Origin of the sequence: Streptomyces sp. NPDC058662, from assembly GCF_042716255.1 — a bacterium.
Taxonomy (GTDB): domain Bacteria; phylum Actinomycetota; class Actinomycetes; order Streptomycetales; family Streptomycetaceae; genus Streptomyces.
Genome location: NZ_JBHXRU010000123.1, coordinates 1 through 16,901, shown reverse-complemented (window position 1 = coordinate 16,901; position 16,901 = coordinate 1). Strand labels below are relative to the sequence as shown.

The following is a 16,901-nucleotide window of genomic DNA, read 5'->3' as shown; positions in this document are numbered from 1 at the left end:
GGGTACGGGAACGGGCCGGGCCCGGTACCCCCGAAGGGGACCGGGCCCGGCCCGTGAAGCGAGCGCCTGGCGCTGCGCCTAGTTGTCGTCCTCGTCGATCAGGAAGCCGCGCATCGGCGACGGCGCCTGCATCGGCTGCGGTGCGGCCGGCCGGACCGGAGCCATCGGCTGGGTCATCGCCGGGGACATCTGCTGCTGGTTGCCGCCGTAGGACGGGGCTCCCATCGGCGAGGGACCGCCCATGGGGGACGGACCGCCCATCGAGGGACCGCCCATGGAGTGGCCCATCGCACCGGCCGGAGCCATCGAGGGCGACGGCGACGGCGGCAGCGAAGGAGCACCCGGGTTGCGCGGCGGGGCCAGCGAGTCGTCGGCCTGGGTCTCCAGCTGGCGCAGCTGCGACTCCAGGTAGGACTTCAGACGCGTGCGGTACTCGCGCTCGAAGCCCCGCAGGTCCTCGACCTTGCGCTCCAGCGTGGCGCGGGCGGACTCCAGGGAGCCCATCGCGACGCGGTGCTTCTCCTGTGCGTCCCGCTCCAGGGCGTCGGCCTTGGCACGGGCGTCCCGCTCCAGGCCCTCGGCGCGCGAACGGGCCTCGCCGACGATCTTGTTGGCCTCGGAACGGGCCTCCGCGATCGCCTGGTCGGCGGTCTGCTGGGCCAGCGACAGGACGCGTGCGGCGCTGTCGCCGCCGGGGCCCTGCTGCGGGAGCTGCGGCTGCTGCTGGTGCTGGTGCTGCTGGTGCATCTGCTGGCCCATGGGCTGCATCTGCTGCCCCATCGGCTGCATCTGCTGGCCCATCGGCTGGCCGAGCGGGTTCTGGCCGCCCATCGACTGCTGCTGGCCCATGCCCTGCTGACCCATGCCCTGCTGACCCATGCCCTGGGGTCCGCCCATGCCCTGCTGACCCATGCCCTGCTGGCCCATGCCCTGGGGTCCGCCCATGGGGTGCTGCTGCATGGGGCCGCCCATGGGGCCAGGACCCTGCTGTCCGTGTCCGCCGGGGCCGGCGGGCAGCTGCGGCTGGCCGCCCGGCAGCTGCGGCGGACCCATCTGCTGCTGCTGCTGCGGCGGGCCGGATATGGCCGCGGGCACGGGGGCGCCGGGGCCTCGCTGGTCCTGGGGTTCCGGCTTGCGCATGCCCTGCTGCTGCTGGTTCTGCGCGGCGGCGCGCGTGGCGGCCGCCAGCTTGGCGCGCAGGTCCTCGTTCTCGCGCAGCAGGCGCGTCAGCTCGGACTCGACCTCGTCGAGGAAGGCGTCGACCTCGTCCTCGTCATAGCCTTCTCGCAGGCGGACGGTCGTGAACTGCTTGTTCCGCACGTCCTCAGGAGTCAGCGGCATGTCTTCTTCACCTCTACGTAGTCGTCGGCAGTCGGCAAGCCCGTATCGGGACTGTCCCCGCGCCTGCGGGGAAGCTCATCGTTCACACGCTTCTCGCAGCGGTGCTCACGAAACTGATGAGGATGTAAACGATGATCATCAGAACGAAGAAGGACAGGTCGAGTGCCACGCCCCCGAGACGCAACGGCGGGATGAAGCGCCGGAGAAGCTTGAGCGGTGGATCGGTGACAGTGTAGGTGGCCTCCAGAACGACCACCATCGCCTTGCCGGGTTGCCATGAACGTGCGAACTGGAACACGTAGTCCATGACCAGTCGGAAGATCAGCACGATGAGGAAGCACATCAGCGCGATGTAGACCACTTGCAGTGCGACGCCCATCCCGCGCTTCCCTCTCCCCTGCTTCCGCTCTGTTCCCGGTCCCGTATCTGACGGATCGGTCTAGCTTTGGTTGAAGAACCCGCCCTCCGCGATGCGGGCCTTGTCCTCCGCCGTGACATCGACGTTAGCAGGCGACAGCAGGAACACCTTCTGTGTCACGCGTTCAATGCTGCCGTGCAGACCGAAGACGAGGCCGGCGGCGAAGTCCACGAGACGCTTCGCGTCCGTGTCGTCCATCTCCGTGAGATTCATGATCACCGGAGTGCCCTCACGGAAGTGTTCCCCGATGGTACGGGCCTCGTTGTAGGTCCGGGGGTGCAGCGTCGTGATGCGGTACGGCTCCCGCTCGGAGACGACCTTGGGCATGATCACGGGGGCGTTCTTCTCCAGGTTGGTGCGGTCAGGTGTGATGGATGCCACGGGGGCGATTCGCGCAGGACGTCCGTTTTCAACCGGAATTGGGATAGCTTCCCGTTGCGCTGGGGGCTGGGCGACTCGTACCGGTTCATCCGATACGGGCGCTTGGTGCAGGGGCTGCTGGCGGCGGTCCCGCTCGCGGGTCCGCTCCGGCTCCGGCTCGGGCTCGAACTCGTCGTCGGGGTCGTACCCCGGATTGTCGTACCGGTCGTCCTCCACGAGGCCGAGGTAGACCGCCATCTTGCGCATCGCGCCGGCCATTCTCTGAGTCCTCCGCTCTGTGGTGGATCGCCCTGTCGCAGGTGCCGCCGTGTCACGAATGTCACCAACTGCCCGCGATCCACGTGGTCTGTCCGCTCATCAGCGGAGATGACCATATTTTCTGCTGTGGTCCGACTTTCTTCGCGACGTTACCCGAGCCGGGGTCTCGCGCCGAGTACCGCAGTGCCGACGCGTACATGTGTCGCACCGGCCGCCACGGCCTGTTCCAGGTCTGCGCTCATCCCGGCCGAGACCATCGTGGCAGCAGGATGGTCCGCGCGCAGGCGGGATGACAATTCCATCAGCTGCGCGAACGCCGCTTGTTCGCGTCCCGCGTAGGGGCCGGAGAGCGGGGCGACGGTCATCAGGCCCTCGATCCGCAGTCCCGGCGCCGCCGCGAGGAGGTCCGCCAACTCCGCGAGCTGCTCCGGCGCGGCACCGCCGCGAGCACCCCGCTCCCCCGACTCGGCGTCGAGGGCGATCTGGACCAGGCAGCCCAGTTCCCGCCCCGCGTTCGAAGCGGCCGCGGAGAGGGCGGTGACGAGCCGGGGGCGGTCGACCGACTGCACCACGTGCGCGTATCCCGCCACGGAACGGACTTTGTTCGTCTGCAACTGGCCCACGAAGTGCCAGCTGAGCGGCAGATCCGCGCAGGCCGCGGCCTTGGGGGCGGCGTCCTGGTCGCGATTCTCCGCCACATGACGGACGCCCAGCTCCGCCAGCAGTCGTACGTCGCTCGCCGGGTAGGTCTTGGTGACCACGATCAGGGTCACCTCCTCCCGCCCGCGCCCCGCCGCCGCGCAGGCGGAGGAGATACGCCCCTCCACCCGCGCCAGGTTCTCGGCGAGTTCCGACTTACGGTCCGTCATTTTTCAAACCAACCAGACATATCCGGCAAGCCGCCCGGTCACCCGGTCGCGGCGGTACGAGAAGTGGTCCCGCGACTCCAGTGTGCAGACCTCGGACCGGCGGGCGTTCACCACCCCCGCCGCCGCGAGCTGGGCGTGCACCCCGGCGACCACGTCGACGGCCGGCGTCCCCCAGCTGGTCTCGGCCCGCGCGGCGGGGACCGCTTCGGCGACCGCGTCCCGCATCGCGGCGGGCACCTCGTAGCAGCGCCCGCAGACCGCGGGTCCGGTACGGGCCACGATCCGGCCGGGCTCGGCGCCGAGGGCGACCATCGCCTCGACCGCGGCGGGCACCACGCCGGCGACCAGGCCGGGCCGACCCGCGTGGGCGGCGCCCGCGACCCCGGCGACCGGGTCGGCCAGCAGAACCGGTGTGCAGTCGGCGGTGAGCACCGCCAGGGCGAGCCCCCGGCGGGCGGTCACCACGGCGTCCACGGCGGGCACGTCCGCGCCCGCTCCCCGGCCGGCGCCCCACGGGCCCTCGACCACGGCGACATCCCGCCCGTGCACCTGGTTCATCCAGACCACCAGCGCCGGGTCCAGGCCCAGGGACCGTGCCGCGAGGGCCCGGTTCGCGGAAACGGCGGCCGGGTCGTCTCCGACCGCGCCGCCGAGGTTGAGCTCTTCGTACGGAACGGCGCTCACTCCACCCCACCGGTCGGTGAAGGCGAAGTGGGCGCCGCCCACGTGGTGCTGCTCCGGTGTCACTTCAAGAAGTCCGGGACATCCAGTTCCTCGGCCGGGCTGTCCTGGTACGGACGGGCCGTCGGGACCTGCGGCGCGGCGGCCTGGGCCTCGACCGGGGCGGGCTCGACCGGGGCCGGCGGGTCCTCGCGCGGGGTGACCGAGCCGAGGCCGCCGAAGGCCGGGCGGACCGGCTCCGCCGCACGGACCGGGGCCGGGGCGGGCTCCTCGCGCTTGGTGGACGCGGCGCCGATGACGTTGTCCCGGCGGGCCGGGGGCTGTCCGCCGTCGAAGCCGGCCGCGATGACGGTGACCCGGACCTCGTCGCCGAGCGCGTCGTCGATGACGGCGCCGAAGATGATGTTCGCCTCCGGGTGGGCCGCCTCGCTCACCAGCTGCGCGGCCTCGTTGATCTCGAAGAGACCGAGGTCCGAGCCGCCGGAGATGGACAGCAGGACGCCGCGGGCGCCGTCGATGGAGGCCTCCAGCAGCGGCGAGGAGATGGCCATCTCCGCCGCGGCCACCGCGCGGTCGTCGCCGCGGGCCGAGCCGATGCCCATCAGGGCCGAGCCGGCCTCGGACATCACGGACTTGACGTCGGCGAAGTCGAGGTTGATCAGACCGGGGGTGGTGATGAGGTCGGTGATGCCCTGGACGCCCGAGAGCAGGACCTGGTCGGCCGACTTGAACGCGTCGAGGACGCTGACCTGGCGGTCCGAGATGGACAGCAGCCGGTCGTTGGGGATGACGATGAGGGTGTCGACCTCTTCGCGGAGCTCGGCGATGCCGTCCTCCGCCTGGTTCGCGCGGCGCCGGCCCTCGAAGGTGAACGGCCGGGTGACCACACCGATCGTCAGGGCTCCCAGCGAGCGCGCGATGTTGGCGACGACGGGTGCGCCGCCGGTGCCGGTGCCGCCGCCCTCGCCGGCGGTGACGAAGACCATGTCGGCCCCCTTGAGGACCTCCTCGATCTCCTCGCGGTGGTCCTCTGCCGCCTTGCGACCGACGGCCGGGTTGGCGCCGGCGCCGAGGCCGCGGGTGAGTTCCCGGCCGACGTCGAGCTTGACGTCGGCGTCGCTCATCAACAGCGCCTGGGCGTCCGTGTTGATGGCGATGAACTCGACGCCCTTGAGACCGACCTCGATCATTCGGTTGATGGCATTGACACCACCGCCGCCGACACCGATGACCTTGATGACTGCGAGGTAGTTCTGCGGTGCTGCCACGTCGAAGGCCTCTCGCCTCGATTTACGTGTCGCCGCCTCGCGGGCCTGCGTTGCGACGACTGATGCCGAAATAGGGTCGGTCCGAACGCGCCGACCCGAACCCTCACCCTGAAGTTTAGGGTTAGGGGTGTGTCTGTTCTCTGGACTCTTCCGAACAGGACACTAAGTCGACAAGTAGCGCGTGTTCAACGAACACGCCGAACCTCCCGTTTTTCTTTTCACCCTATGTGATCACCCGTATCGGTGGCCAACCAGGGTGCGCCGCTGTTCGACCCGACGTCAACTCCCGGACACCGCAGGGGCGGTGGGAACGCTCACGTCGAAGTGGTCGGCGTCCGGCGCGGCTTTCAGGAGAGCCGTCAGCGCGCGGCCTTTCGCCTCGCTCTGTTCACCGCTCCCCCAGGCCACGGTCCGGCCGCCGGAGAGCTCCAGTACCACCGAATCGTAGGAACCCACCTTGACCTGCGAGGTCTCGGCGGCGATCGGATCCGGAAGGGTCCCGGCGACGCGAACCGCCTCGTGCAGCAGCCGCCGCTCGTCGAAGCGGCGGGCGCTCGGTGACCGTTCCGCGTTCAGTACGAGGACCGGAACACCGGCGGGTGCTTTCGCAACCGTGTCGAATCGCACACCGGATGCGTCCACTTCGACGAAGTCCGCGTCCTTTCTGATGAGCAGGACGGGTTTGCGCTCCGTCACCTTCACCCCGATTCCGCGCGGCCAGGCCCGCACCACATCGACCGAATCGACACGGGGCAGCGCAGTGCGGACGCGGTTCTCGATCTCGTCCGTGTCGACGCCCACCAGGGGGGCGCCGACCGGGACGGCAGCGGCGGCGAGGACCTGCTCGACCGTGAGCACCTCGGTGCCGGTGGCGCCGACCTTCTCGACCCGCAGCCAGGAGGAGCCGTAGAGCACCCAGGCGGCGCCCCCGGCCAGGAGCGCCGCGGCGCCGAGGAGGGCCAGTGCGCGGCCCCGGCGCAGACGCCCGCCGGAGGCCGGCGGACCGGTCCTCTCCGGCGGAGCCGGGGGCTTGGGAGAGCCGGAGCCCTTGCGGGCAGGCCGGTCAGAGCCTGGTGTGCCGCGCTGGGCGGTGCTCGCTCCGGCCACTCCTGTGCCTCCTGCGTCTGTGCGTGCCCGCCTCAGCGGGCCCGGTGGGCCGCGATCGCCTCGTACACCATGCCGACCAGCAGCTCGTCGGCGTCACGTCGCCCGAACTCCCCGGCGGCGCGGGACATCTCGTACAGCCGGTGCGGATCGGACAGTACCGGGAGGACGTGGCCGAGCACCCAGTCGGGCGTCAGTTCCGCGTCGTCCACGAGCAGGCCGCCCCCGGCCTTGACCACCGGCTGGGCGTTGAGCCGCTGTTCGCCGTTGCCGATCGGCAGCGGGACGTAGGCGGCGGGGAGCCCGACGGCGGACAGTTCGGCGACGGTCATCGCGCCCGCGCGGCACAGCATCATGTCCGCGGCGGCGTACGCGAGGTCCATCCGGTCCACGTACGGTACCGGCACATACGGCGGCATCCCGGGCATGTTGTCGACACGCGGCAGTTCGTTCTTGGGGCCCACCGCGTGCAGGATCTGGATCCCGGAGCGCTGGAGGACGGGCGCGACCTGCTGGATGGTCTCGTTGAGGCGGCGGGCGCCCTGTGAGCCGCCGGAGACCAGCAGCGTCGGCAGGTTGGGGTCGAGCCCGAAGGCGGCGCGCGCCTCGGGGCGTACGGCGGCCCGGTCGAGGGTGGAGATCGAGCGCCGCAGCGGGATCCCCACGTAGCGGGCGCCGCGGAGCTTGCTGTCGGGGGTGGAGACCGCGACGGCGTGCGCGTACCGGGAGCCGATCTTGTTGGCCAGTCCGGGGCGGGCGTTGGCCTCGTGGACGATGATCGGCACCCCGAGCCGCTTGGCCGCGAGGTAGCCGGGCAGGGCCACGTAGCCGCCGAAGCCCACGACGCAGTCGGCCTTGGTGCGGAGCAGGATCTCCTCCGCGGCCTTGATCGTGCCGCGCAGCCGCCCGGGGACGGTGATCAGTTCCGGGGTGGGCTTGCGGGGCAGCGGTACGGCGGGGATCAGTCCGAGTTCGTAGCCGCGCTCCGGCACCAGGCGGGTCTCAAGTCCGCGCTCCGTGCCGAGGGCGGTGATGCCCACTGAAGGGTCCTGCCTGCGCAGGGCGTCCGCGAGGGCGAGCGCCGGCTCGATGTGGCCGGCGGTCCCCCCACCGGCGAGTACGACATGCACCGAAATTCACCGCTCTCCGGACGGTCGCTTCTTGACGCGCCGTCTCATCGACTTCCATCTCACCCCGGTCCGCCTCCAGCCGGTCTTCGGCTGCCGCATCGCGAGGGCCGCGCGCGCGGCCGGCTCCTCCCGCGCGAAGGCGATGAGCAGTCCGACCGCGAACATGGTCGGCAGCAGGGCCGACCCCCCGTAGGAGAACAGCGGGAGCGGGACTCCGGCGATCGGCAGCAGGCCGAGCACCGCACCGATGTTGATCACGGCCTGGGCCGTGATCCAGGTGGTCACGCCTCCCGCGGCAAACCGTACGAAGGAGTCCTCCGTGCGTCCGGCCACGCGGATACCCGCATAGCCTAGAGCCGCGAACAGGGCGAGCACCGACAGCGTCCCCGCCAGACCGAGTTCCTCCCCGGTGATGGCAAAGATGAAGTCGGTGTGGGCTTCGGGTAGTTGCCCCCATTTTTCCACACTCGCACCCAGGCCGGAACCGAACCATCCGCCCGACGCGAGGGCGTAGATCCCGTGCACGGCCTGCCAGCAGAGGTCGTTCTTGCCCGGCTCCGTCGCACCGAGGCACTCCAGCCGGTCCATGCGGTGCGGGCTGGTCTTGATGAGCAGTGCGACGATCAGGCCCGCGAGGGCCAGGACGCCCACGAACAGGCGCGTCGGGGCGCCGGCCAGCCAGAGCAGGCCGAACAGGATGGCCCCGAGGATCATCGCGGTGCCCATGTCCCCGCCCAGCATGATCAGGCCGAGCAGCAGGAACGCCACCGGGACCAGCGGCACCAGCAGGTGCTTCCACTGGCTCAGCAGCCCCTTGTCTCCCTTGCGCGCCAGGAGGTCGGCTCCCCACAGGATCAGCGCCAGCTTGCCGAACTCACTTGGCTGGAGCATGAACGGACCGCCAAGGGAGATCCAATTCTGGTTGCCGTTGATCGAGACCCCTATCCCGGGGACCTGGACCAGGGCCATCAGGAAGAGCGTGCCCGCGAGGACCGGGTAGGAGAGCGCCCGGTGCAGTTTGACCGGCATCCGGGAGGCGACCAGCAGGAGTACGGCGCCGATCAGTGCCGCCAGGAACTGCTTCTTGAAGAAGTAGGCGTCGCCGAGGCCCAGCTGGAGCGCCTTGATCATGGAGGCGGAGTACACCATCACGAGGCCGAGCACCGTGATGAGCATCGAGCTGCCGAAGATCAGGTAGTACGCGGTGAGGGGGCGGTCCCAGGCCTTGCGCAGCTGCTGCTGCGTACGCCGCAGCCGGACCAGCGGCCCGCGCCCGGCGGGCCGCCTCACACGTACCACGGGGCGCTTGCGGCCCTGCGCCCTCACGGCGGACGGCCGCCGCCCCGGCAGCATCTGCTTGGCCGGCATCTGTGATCTTCCCCTCCACTCGTACGAGGCGAGTCGCCGGCCGGAGGGATCCGCTCCCGGAGCCTTCGGCCTAGGCGTCCTCGGCGGCCAGTTCGCGCACCGCCTCGGCGAACGCGTCCCCGCGCTTGTTGTAGTTCGCGAACATGTCCATCGAGGCGCAGGCAGGCGCCAGCAGGACCGTGTCGCCGGGCTCGGCGAGCCGGGCCGCTTCCCGGACCGCCGCGAGCATCGCCCCAGTGTCGGTCCGGGCGAGGTCGACGACCGGGACCTCGGGGGCGTGTCGCGCCAGCGCCTCGGCGATCAGCGCCCGGTCGGCGCCCATGAGTACCGCGCCGCGCAGCCGCTTCGCCGACTTCTGGACCAGCTCGTCGAAGGTCGCGCCCTTGGCGAGGCCCCCGGCGATCCAGACGACCGGCTCGAAGGCCGCCAGGGAGGCCTCGGCCGCGTGGGTGTTGGTGGCCTTGGAGTCGTCGACGTAGCTGACCGAGGCGACGACGTCCACGTGGGCGACGCGGTGGGCGTCCGGGCGGAAGTCGCGCAGCCCGTCGCGGACGGCGCGGGGCTCCACGCCGAAGGCGCGGGCCAGGGCCGCCGCGGCGAGCGCGTTGGCGATGTTGTGCGGGGCCGGCGGGTTGACGTCCTCGACCTGCGCGAGTTCCTGGGCGTTCTTCTGCCGGTTCTCCACGAAGGCGCGGTCGACGAGGATGCCGTCGACGACGCCGAGCATGGACGGGCCGGGGGCGCCGAGGGTGAAGCCGATCGCCCGGCAGCCCTCCTCCACGTCGGCCGCCACGACCAGGTCCTCGGTGGCCGGGTCCGACGCGTTGTACACGCAGGCCACGGTGTTGCCCTCGTAGATCCGCCCCTTGTCGGCGGCGTAGGCCTCCATCGAGCCGTGCCAGTCGAGGTGGTCCGGGGCCAGGTTGAGCACGGCGGCCGAGTGGGCGCGGACCGAGGGGGCCCAGTGCAGCTGGTAGCTGGACAGTTCGACGGCGAGGACGTCGTACTCCTGCTCGCCGAGCACCACGTCGATGATGGGGGTGCCGATGTTGCCGACGGCCGCGGTCCGCAGGCCGGCGGCCTTCAGGATCGAGGCGAGCATCTGGGTGGTCGTCGTCTTGCCGTTGGTCCCGGTGATGGCCAGCCACGGCGCGGGCTCGCGCCGTGGCGCTCCCGCGGGGGCGCCGGACCGCGCGGCGCGCAGCTCCTGGCCCCTCTCGCGGAGCAGCCAGGCGATCTCCACGTCTCCGACGACCTCGACCCCCGCCGCGGCGGCCGCCGCGAACAGAGGGCTGTCGGGCTTCCAGCCCGGGGAGGTGACGACCAGCTCGGTCCCCTCGGGCAGGACGTCGCCCGCGCGGGGTCCGCCGTCCTGCGTCCCGAAGCGGACCTCGATGCCCTGCTCGGCGAGCTCGGCGGCCCGCGCGCGCTGCGCGTCGCCGTCCCCGTTGTCGACGACGGTCACGACGGCCCCGAGGCCGGCCAGGGCGCGGGCGGCGCTGACGCCGCTCACGCCGAGGCCGGCGACGGTGATGTTCTTGCCGTGCCAGGAGGTCACTTGTCGGCTGCCCATCCCGCGTAGAAGAGACCGAGACCCACGATCACGCACATGCCCTGGATGATCCAGAAGCGGACCACGACAAGGACTTCGGACCACCCCTTGAGTTCGAAGTGGTGCTGCAGCGGGGCCATCCGGAAGACGCGCTTCCCGGTCATCTTGAAGGAGCCGACCTGGATGACGACCGACATGGTGATGAGGACGAAGAGGCCGCCGAGGAGCGCCATCAGGAACTCCGTGCGGGAGCAGATCGCGAGGCCGGCGAGCGCGCCGCCGAGGGCCAGCGAACCGGTGTCGCCCATGAAGATCTTGGCGGGCGAGGTGTTCCACCACAGGAAGCCGAAGCAGGCGCCCATCAGGGCGGAGGCGACGACGGCCAGGTCGAGCGGGTCGCGCACCTCGAAGCAGGCGTTCGGGTACGGCAGGGTCTGCGCGTTGGCGCAGGACTCCTGGTACTGCCAGACGCCGATGAAGGTGTACGCGCCGAAGACCATCACGGCGGCGCCGGTGGCCAGGCCGTCCAGGCCGTCGGTCAGGTTCACGCCGTTGGACATCGCCAGGATCATGAACAGGGCCCAGACCACGAACAGCACCGGTCCGATGGACCAGCCGAAGTCCGTGACGAACGACAGCTTGTCGGAGGCCGGGGTGAGCCCGCGGGCGTCCTTGAACTGGAGCGCGAGCACGGCGAAGGCGATGCCGACGATCAGCTGGCCGGACATCTTGGCCTTGGCGCGCAGGCCGAGCGAACGGCGCTTGACGATCTTGATGTAGTCGTCCAGGTAGCCGACCACGCCCATGCCGGCCATCAGGAACAGTACGAGCAGACCCGAGAAGGTCGGTTCGCTGCCGGTGATGACCTTCGTCAGGGCGTACGCGATGAGCGTGGCCAGGATGAAGGAGATGCCGCCCATGGTGGGCGTGCCCTTCTTCCCGGCGTGGCCGCGGGGGCCGTCGTCGCGGATGAACTGGCCGTAGCCCTTGCGGGCCAGCAGCTTGATCAGCAGCGGGGTGCCGATGAGCGTCAGGAACAGGCCGATGACTCCGGCGAACAGGATCTGCCTCATCGGTCGGCGACCTCGCCCTCGCGCTCCAGCAATGCCAGCGCGACCCGCTCCAGACCGACAGACCTGGATGCCTTCACCAGCACGACGTCACCCGGGCGCAGTTCACTGCGCAACAGGTCGACCGCCGCTTGCGCGTCGGACACGACCACCGACTCCTCACCCCACGAACCCTCGTTATATGCGCCCAGTTGCAGCCAGGACGCTTCCCTGCCCCCGACTGCGACGAGCTTGCTCACGTTGAGCCGGACGGCGAGCCGTCCCACCGCGTCGTGCTCTGCCAGCGAAGCGTCACCGAGCTCGGCCATGGGACCGAGCACCGCCCACGTGCGTCCCCCCTTCGCCCTGGCCGTGCCGCCCATGGCGGCGAGCGCGCGCAGGGCGGCCCGCATGGACTCCGGGTTCGCGTTGTAGGCGTCGTTGACGATCGTCACGCCGTCGGCCCGCTCGGTGACCTCCATCCGCCACCGCGACAGGGTGCCCGCCCCGGAGAGCGCGGTGGCGATCTCCTCGACGGACATGCCCAGTACATGGGCCACGGCGGCCGCGGCGAGCGCGTTCGACACGTGGTGCTCACCGTACAGCCGCAAGGTCACATCACTGCACCCGGTCGGTGTGCGGAGTGTGAAGGAGGGCTGCCCCGCCGGCGTCAGGCGGACCTCGACGGCCCGCACCTCGGCGTCCTCGGCCTCGCCGAACAGGACCGTACGGGCCTTCGTGCGGGCCGTCATGGCGCGTACGAGGGGGTCGTCGGCGTTGAGGACGGCGATGCCGCCCTCGGCCTCGGTCGGCAGGGCCTCCACCAACTCGCCCTTGGCCCGGGCGATCTGCTCCCGGCCGCCGAACTCGCCGATGTGGGCGGTCCCGACGTTGAGGACGACTCCGATGCGCGGCGGGGTCAGGCCGGTGAGGTAGGCGATGTGGCCGACCCCGCGGGCCCCCATCTCCAGGACCAGGTGGCGGGTTTCGGCGGTCGCTCGGAGGGCGGTGAGCGGCAGGCCGATCTCGTTGTTGAGGGAGCCCGGGGTCCACACGGTCGGGGCGTGGGCCTGGAGCACCTGCGCGATGAGGTCCTTGGTGGAGGTCTTGCCGGCGGAGCCGGTCAGAGCCACCACGTCGGTGCCGAGCCGGCCGACGACGGCCCGCGCGAGGGCGCCGAGCGCCTTCTCGACGTCCGGGACGACGATCGCGGGCACGCCGACGGGCCGGGCCGCGAGGACGGCCACCGCCCCGGCGGCGACCGCGCGTCCGGCGTAGTCGTGGCCGTCGACGTGCTCCCCGTCGAAGGCGGCGAACAGGCTGCCGGCCTCCACCTGGCGGGAGTCGATCACGACGGGACCGCTGATCCGCACCGACGGATCCGGTATGTCGTGGGGCCGCCCGCCGGTGATGTCGGCGATCTCGGCGAGGGAGAGGTCGATCACTGGTTCACCTCGGCCTGTCGGGCGGTGCGCTGCTGGGTCTCGATGGCCTCGCGGAGCACGGTGCGGTCGTCGAAGGGCCGTACGACGCCGGCGGTGTCCTGGCCCTGCTCGTGGCCCTTGCCCGCGACGAGGACGGTGTCGCCGGGCCGGGCGCGTGCGACGGCGGCCGCGATGGCCGCCGCCCGGTCGGCGTCGACGAGGACGGTGCCCCGTTCGGCGGGCGGCACGGACACGGCGCCCTCGAACATCGCCCCGAGGATCGCGAGCGGGTCCTCGGAGCGCGGGTTGTCGGAGGTCAGGACGGCCACGTCGGCGTACCGGGCGGCCGCGGCCCCCATCGGGGCGCGCTTGGTGGTGTCGCGGTCGCCGCCGCAGCCGAGCACGATGTGCAGGCGGCCCTCGGTGACCTCGCGCAGCGCGCGCAGCACCGATTCGACGGCGTCCGTCTTGTGCGCGTAGTCGACGACGGCGAGGTACGGCTGGCCCGCGTCCACCCGCTCCAGCCGGCCCGGTACCCCGGGGACCGCGGCGACGCCGTCGGCGGCGGTCTGCGGGTCGAGGCCGGCGGTGGCGAGCGTGACGATCGCGGCGACGGTGTTGGCGACGTTGAACGGTCCGGGCAGCGGGGCGGTGGCCCGTACCCGCTCCCCCAGGGGGCCGAGCAGGGTCAGGGTGGAACTGGCCGGCCCGAAGACCACGTCCGCGGCGCGCCAGTCGGCGGCCGGGTCGCCCGCGGCGGAGAAGGTGACGACCGGGACGGTGGCCTCCTTGGCCAGCCGGCGGCCGTACTCGTCGTCCAGGTTGACCACGCCGAGGCGGGCGCGGCGCCCGGTGAAGAGCTGCGCCTTGGCCTGGAAGTAGTCCTCCATGCCGGAGTGGAACTCCATGTGCTCGGGGCTCAGGTTGTTGAAGACGGCGACGTCGAAGACGCAGCCGTCGACCCGGCCGAGCACCAGGGCGTGGCTGGAGACCTCCATGGCGACGGCCTCGACCCCGCGTTCGCGCATGACGGCGAAGAGGGCCTGCAGGTCGGTGGCCTCGGGGGTGGTCCGCTCCGACTTGATGCGCTCGTCGCCGATGCGCATCTCGACCGTGCCGACGAGTCCGGTGGCGCGGTCCGCCGCCCGCAGGCCGCCTTCGACGAGGTACGCCGTGGTGGTCTTGCCGGAGGTACCGGTGATGCCGATCTGGAGCAGGCCCTCGCCGGGCCGGCCGTAGATCGTGGCGGCGAGCTCGCCCATCCGGCCGCGCGGGTCGGCGACGGTCAGGACGGGCAGGCCGGTCGCGGCGGCGCGCTCCGACCCCGCGGGGTCGGTCAGCACGGCGGCGGCGCCGAGGCCGGCCGCCTGCGCGGCGAAGTCGGCGCCGTGCGTCCGGGCTCCGGGCAGGGCCGCGTACAGGTCACCGGGGCGCACCGCACGGGAGTCGTGCGTGATGCCGGTGATCCGGGCCTCGCCCGGTACGCGGATGCCCAGCAGCGTGGCCAGCTCACCCAGAGGGGTCGGGCGCACGGACACGGGCCTGGGCGCTCCCGGCGGCACTGCCGGGGCGTCTTTCCGGGTGGTTCTGGGCTGATCAGCGTGGGACACGGCGGTGAGCGTACCGGGCGCGGCGGGGCGCCCGCGAAGCGAGGGCCCGGCCCCGGCGTCGGCGGTCGACTGGTTCCCGGGTTTCGGGGTGATCGTTGTCACTGGTGGTGCCTCACGCTTTTCTGGCGGGCCGGTCGGGCGGGGGGTCACTGACCGGGCTGCGGGCTGGACTGCGGGGCGGGCTGCGGGCCGGGTTCGTAGGTGACCGGAAGCCCCGCGGGGGCGGTTCCGGTGGGGGCGACCTGGAGGGTCTTGAGGGCGAACTCCATGACCTTCTTGTAGATCGGGCCGCAGATCTGCCCGCCGAAGTAACTGCCCTTCGTCGGGTTCTGGATGGCGCAGTAGACGGTGATGCGGGGGTTGTCGGCGGGCGCGAACCCGGCGAAGGAGGCGGTGTAGCCCTTGTAGCGGCCGGTGGCCGGATCCACCCGGTTGGACGTGCCGGTCTTGCCGCCGACCCGGTAGCCGGGGATGCGGGCCCTGGTGCCGGTGCCCTCCTGGTCGTCGACCACGGATTCGAGCATCTCCGCGAGGGTCTTGGCGGTGTGGGGGCTGACCACGCGGGTCTGCTCGGGGGCCGGGGCGGGGGTGAAGCGGCCGTCGGGTCCCTTGGTGCCGCGGACCAGGGTCGGCTCGATCCGGACGCCGCCGTTGGCGATGGTCGAGTACACGGAGGCCGCCTGCATGGCGTTGAGGGACATGCCCTGGCCGAAGGGGATCGTGTACTGCTGGGAGGTCGACCAGTCCTGGGGTTCGGCGAGGAGGCCGCGGGACTCGCCCGGGTAGTCCAGGCCGGTGGGCTGACCCATGCCGAATTTGGTCAGGTAGGAGTGCAGCACCTTGTTGGCCTCGGGCTGTGTGGGTCCGAGCTGGCCGGTGGCCAGGATGGTGCCGATGTTGGAGGACTTGGCGAGCACCCCGTTGAGGGTCAGGTACCAGGTCGGGTGGTCCACGTCGTCCTTGAACAGCCGGTCCCCGCGGTGCAGCCGGTTGGGTACCTCGACCCGGGTGTCGGGGGTGGCCTTCTTCTCCTCCAGTACGGCGGCCATGGACATCACCTTGGCGGTGGAGCCGGGCTCGTAGACGTCCTGGAGGGCGGCGTTGCCCATGGCGGCCGAGCGGGCCCGGGTCAGGTCGTTGGGGTCGAAGCCCGGTGCGTTGGCCATGGCCAGCACCTCGCCGGTGCGGGTGTCCTGGACGATCACGTAGCCCCGGTCGGCCTCGGACTTCTGGACCTGCTCGGCGATGGCGCTCTGGGCCGCCCACTGGATGTCGCGGTCGATGGTCAGCTCGATGTCCTCGCCGGGCACGGCGGGCTTCCCGCTGGAGCCGGCCGTGGGGACGCGGCGGCCGCCGGACTGGGCGTAGGTGACCTCGCCGTCCTTGCCGGACAGCTTCTTGTCGAGGGAGGACTCCAGCCCGCCGCCGCCCTTGCCCTCGGCGTTGACGTAGCCCAGTATCCCGGCGGCCAGGTCGCCGCCCGGGTAGACGCGCTTGCTGCTGTCCGCGTTGAACACGCCGGCCAGGACGTTGGCGCCGGGGCCGTTGTTCTTCTTGTCGGCCGCCGCCTTGTCCGCGAAGACCCGCTTGAGGTCCTTGATCTGGTTCCAGACCTGGGGGGTCTGGCGGTGGGCGAGGACGACGTAGCGGGTGTTCTTCGTCCTGAGGCGCTCGGTGAGTTCCTCGGCGCTCTTGCCGAGGATGGGCGCGAGCAGGGCGGCGGCCTGCTCCGGGGCGTCGGGGGCCTTGCTGTCCTGCGGGGTGAACATCTTCGGGTCGGCGGTGATGTCGTACGCGTCGACGCTCGTGGCGAGGGCGACGCCCTTGCGGTCGGTGATCTCCCCGCGCTCGGCGGCCAGTTTCACGCTGGTGTAGCGGTTCTTGGAGGCCTCGGCGGAGAACGCCTTGGCGTCCACGGCCTGCACCTGGAGCAGCCTGACCACGAAGGCGAGCATGACGAGGGTCAGGCCGAAGCCGACGAGCCGGAGCCGCGGCCGGGGGCTGCCGAGCCGGATGGTGTGGGGGCGGCGGGCCGGGGCCGGGCGACGGGTCGCGGGGCGGGACGCCGGCCGGGCGGTACCCGCGGCCCGGGCGCGCTCGCCGGGACGGGGGCGGCCGGGACCGGGCACCCGCTTGCGCGGTTCCTGCGGGCTCACCGGGCCACCGCCGCGCGGTGGTGGCCGCCCCGCACGGGCGCGGGTCCGGGCACCGCCGACCGGTCACGGGAGGGGGCGGGGCGGGAAGAGGGCCGGGGCCCCTCGGGGCTGCGCCCCGGCGCCGCGGAACCGTCTGCCGTCAGGGTCACGACGTCACCTGCCTGGGTTGGTGGTGGGCTGCTGCGCGGGAGGGGAAGCGGGCGCGGAGGCCGGGCCCCCGGGGGCCTGGCCGGGCTGCCCCGCGGCGGCCGGCGGGTCGGCGGCGGAGGGCTGCCCGGCCGCGGTCGGGGGC

Annotated in this window: 14 protein-coding genes; all 14 read right to left on the bottom strand. The window is 71.8% G+C overall.

Annotated elements, in window-relative coordinates; translation table 11 throughout:
* Window positions 1–78 precede the first annotated feature (78 nt).
* Window positions 79–1,341, bottom strand: a complete 1,263-nt coding sequence (locus ACFWUQ_RS28215) for a DivIVA domain-containing protein (protein ID WP_384543625.1) — start codon at window positions 1,339–1,341, stop codon at window positions 79–81.
* Window positions 1,342–1,423: 82 nt separating this feature from the next.
* Window positions 1,424–1,720: a YggT family protein gene (locus ACFWUQ_RS28210; protein ID WP_384543623.1), complete on the bottom strand. Its 297-nt coding sequence runs from the start codon at window positions 1,718–1,720 to the stop codon at window positions 1,424–1,426.
* A 60-nt stretch (window positions 1,721–1,780) separates the two neighbouring features.
* Window positions 1,781–2,398 (bottom strand): cell division protein SepF, encoded by a 618-nt coding sequence (locus ACFWUQ_RS28205; RefSeq protein WP_384543621.1) that lies wholly within the window; start codon window positions 2,396–2,398, stop codon window positions 1,781–1,783.
* Between the two features lie 149 nt (window positions 2,399–2,547).
* Window positions 2,548–3,267: a YggS family pyridoxal phosphate-dependent enzyme gene (locus tag ACFWUQ_RS28200; RefSeq protein WP_384543619.1), complete on the bottom strand. Its 720-nt coding sequence runs from the start codon at window positions 3,265–3,267 to the stop codon at window positions 2,548–2,550.
* A gap of 3 nt (window positions 3,268–3,270) precedes the next feature.
* Window positions 3,271–4,014, bottom strand: a complete 744-nt coding sequence (gene pgeF, locus ACFWUQ_RS28195; protein ID WP_384543617.1) for a peptidoglycan editing factor PgeF — start codon at window positions 4,012–4,014, stop codon at window positions 3,271–3,273.
* Window positions 4,011–5,216, bottom strand: coding sequence for a cell division protein FtsZ (gene ftsZ / locus ACFWUQ_RS28190; RefSeq protein WP_384543615.1), 1,206 nt, complete (start codon window positions 5,214–5,216; stop codon window positions 4,011–4,013). Before ftsZ ends, pgeF begins: the two co-directional genes overlap by 4 nt.
* 279 nt (window positions 5,217–5,495) lie before the next feature.
* A complete protein-coding gene (locus tag ACFWUQ_RS28185) occupies window positions 5,496–6,323 on the bottom strand; it encodes a cell division protein FtsQ/DivIB (RefSeq protein WP_384543613.1) in 828 nt (275 codons plus the stop codon).
* A gap of 32 nt (window positions 6,324–6,355) precedes the next feature.
* Window positions 6,356–7,450 (bottom strand): undecaprenyldiphospho-muramoylpentapeptide beta-N-acetylglucosaminyltransferase, encoded by a 1,095-nt coding sequence (gene murG, locus ACFWUQ_RS28180; protein WP_384543611.1) that lies wholly within the window; start codon window positions 7,448–7,450, stop codon window positions 6,356–6,358.
* A gap of 6 nt (window positions 7,451–7,456) precedes the next feature.
* The gene (gene ftsW / locus ACFWUQ_RS28175; RefSeq protein WP_384543609.1) at window positions 7,457–8,818 is read right to left on the bottom strand and encodes a putative lipid II flippase FtsW; all 1,362 of its coding nucleotides are present in this window, start codon (window positions 8,816–8,818) and stop codon (window positions 7,457–7,459) included.
* Window positions 8,819–8,888: 70 nt separating this feature from the next.
* The gene (gene murD, locus ACFWUQ_RS28170; protein WP_384543607.1) at window positions 8,889–10,391 is read right to left on the bottom strand and encodes a UDP-N-acetylmuramoyl-L-alanine--D-glutamate ligase; all 1,503 of its coding nucleotides are present in this window, start codon (window positions 10,389–10,391) and stop codon (window positions 8,889–8,891) included.
* Window positions 10,373–11,443: a phospho-N-acetylmuramoyl-pentapeptide-transferase gene (mraY, locus tag ACFWUQ_RS28165; RefSeq protein WP_384543605.1), complete on the bottom strand. Its 1,071-nt coding sequence runs from the start codon at window positions 11,441–11,443 to the stop codon at window positions 10,373–10,375. The genes murD and mraY overlap by 19 nt, the downstream gene beginning before the upstream one ends.
* The gene (gene murF / locus ACFWUQ_RS28160) at window positions 11,440–12,864 is read right to left on the bottom strand and encodes a UDP-N-acetylmuramoyl-tripeptide--D-alanyl-D-alanine ligase (protein ID WP_384543603.1); all 1,425 of its coding nucleotides are present in this window, start codon (window positions 12,862–12,864) and stop codon (window positions 11,440–11,442) included. Before murF ends, mraY begins: the two co-directional genes overlap by 4 nt.
* Window positions 12,861–14,555 carry a UDP-N-acetylmuramoyl-L-alanyl-D-glutamate--2,6-diaminopimelate ligase gene (locus ACFWUQ_RS28155; protein ID WP_384543601.1) on the bottom strand — a complete coding sequence of 565 codons (1,695 nt, stop codon included), beginning with the start codon at window positions 14,553–14,555 and terminating at the stop codon, window positions 12,861–12,863. The genes murF and ACFWUQ_RS28155 overlap by 4 nt, the downstream gene beginning before the upstream one ends.
* 44 nt (window positions 14,556–14,599) lie before the next feature.
* A complete protein-coding gene (locus ACFWUQ_RS28150) occupies window positions 14,600–16,609 on the bottom strand; it encodes a peptidoglycan D,D-transpeptidase FtsI family protein (RefSeq protein ID WP_384543599.1) in 2,010 nt (669 codons plus the stop codon).
* Window positions 16,610–16,901: the final 292 nt, after the last annotated feature.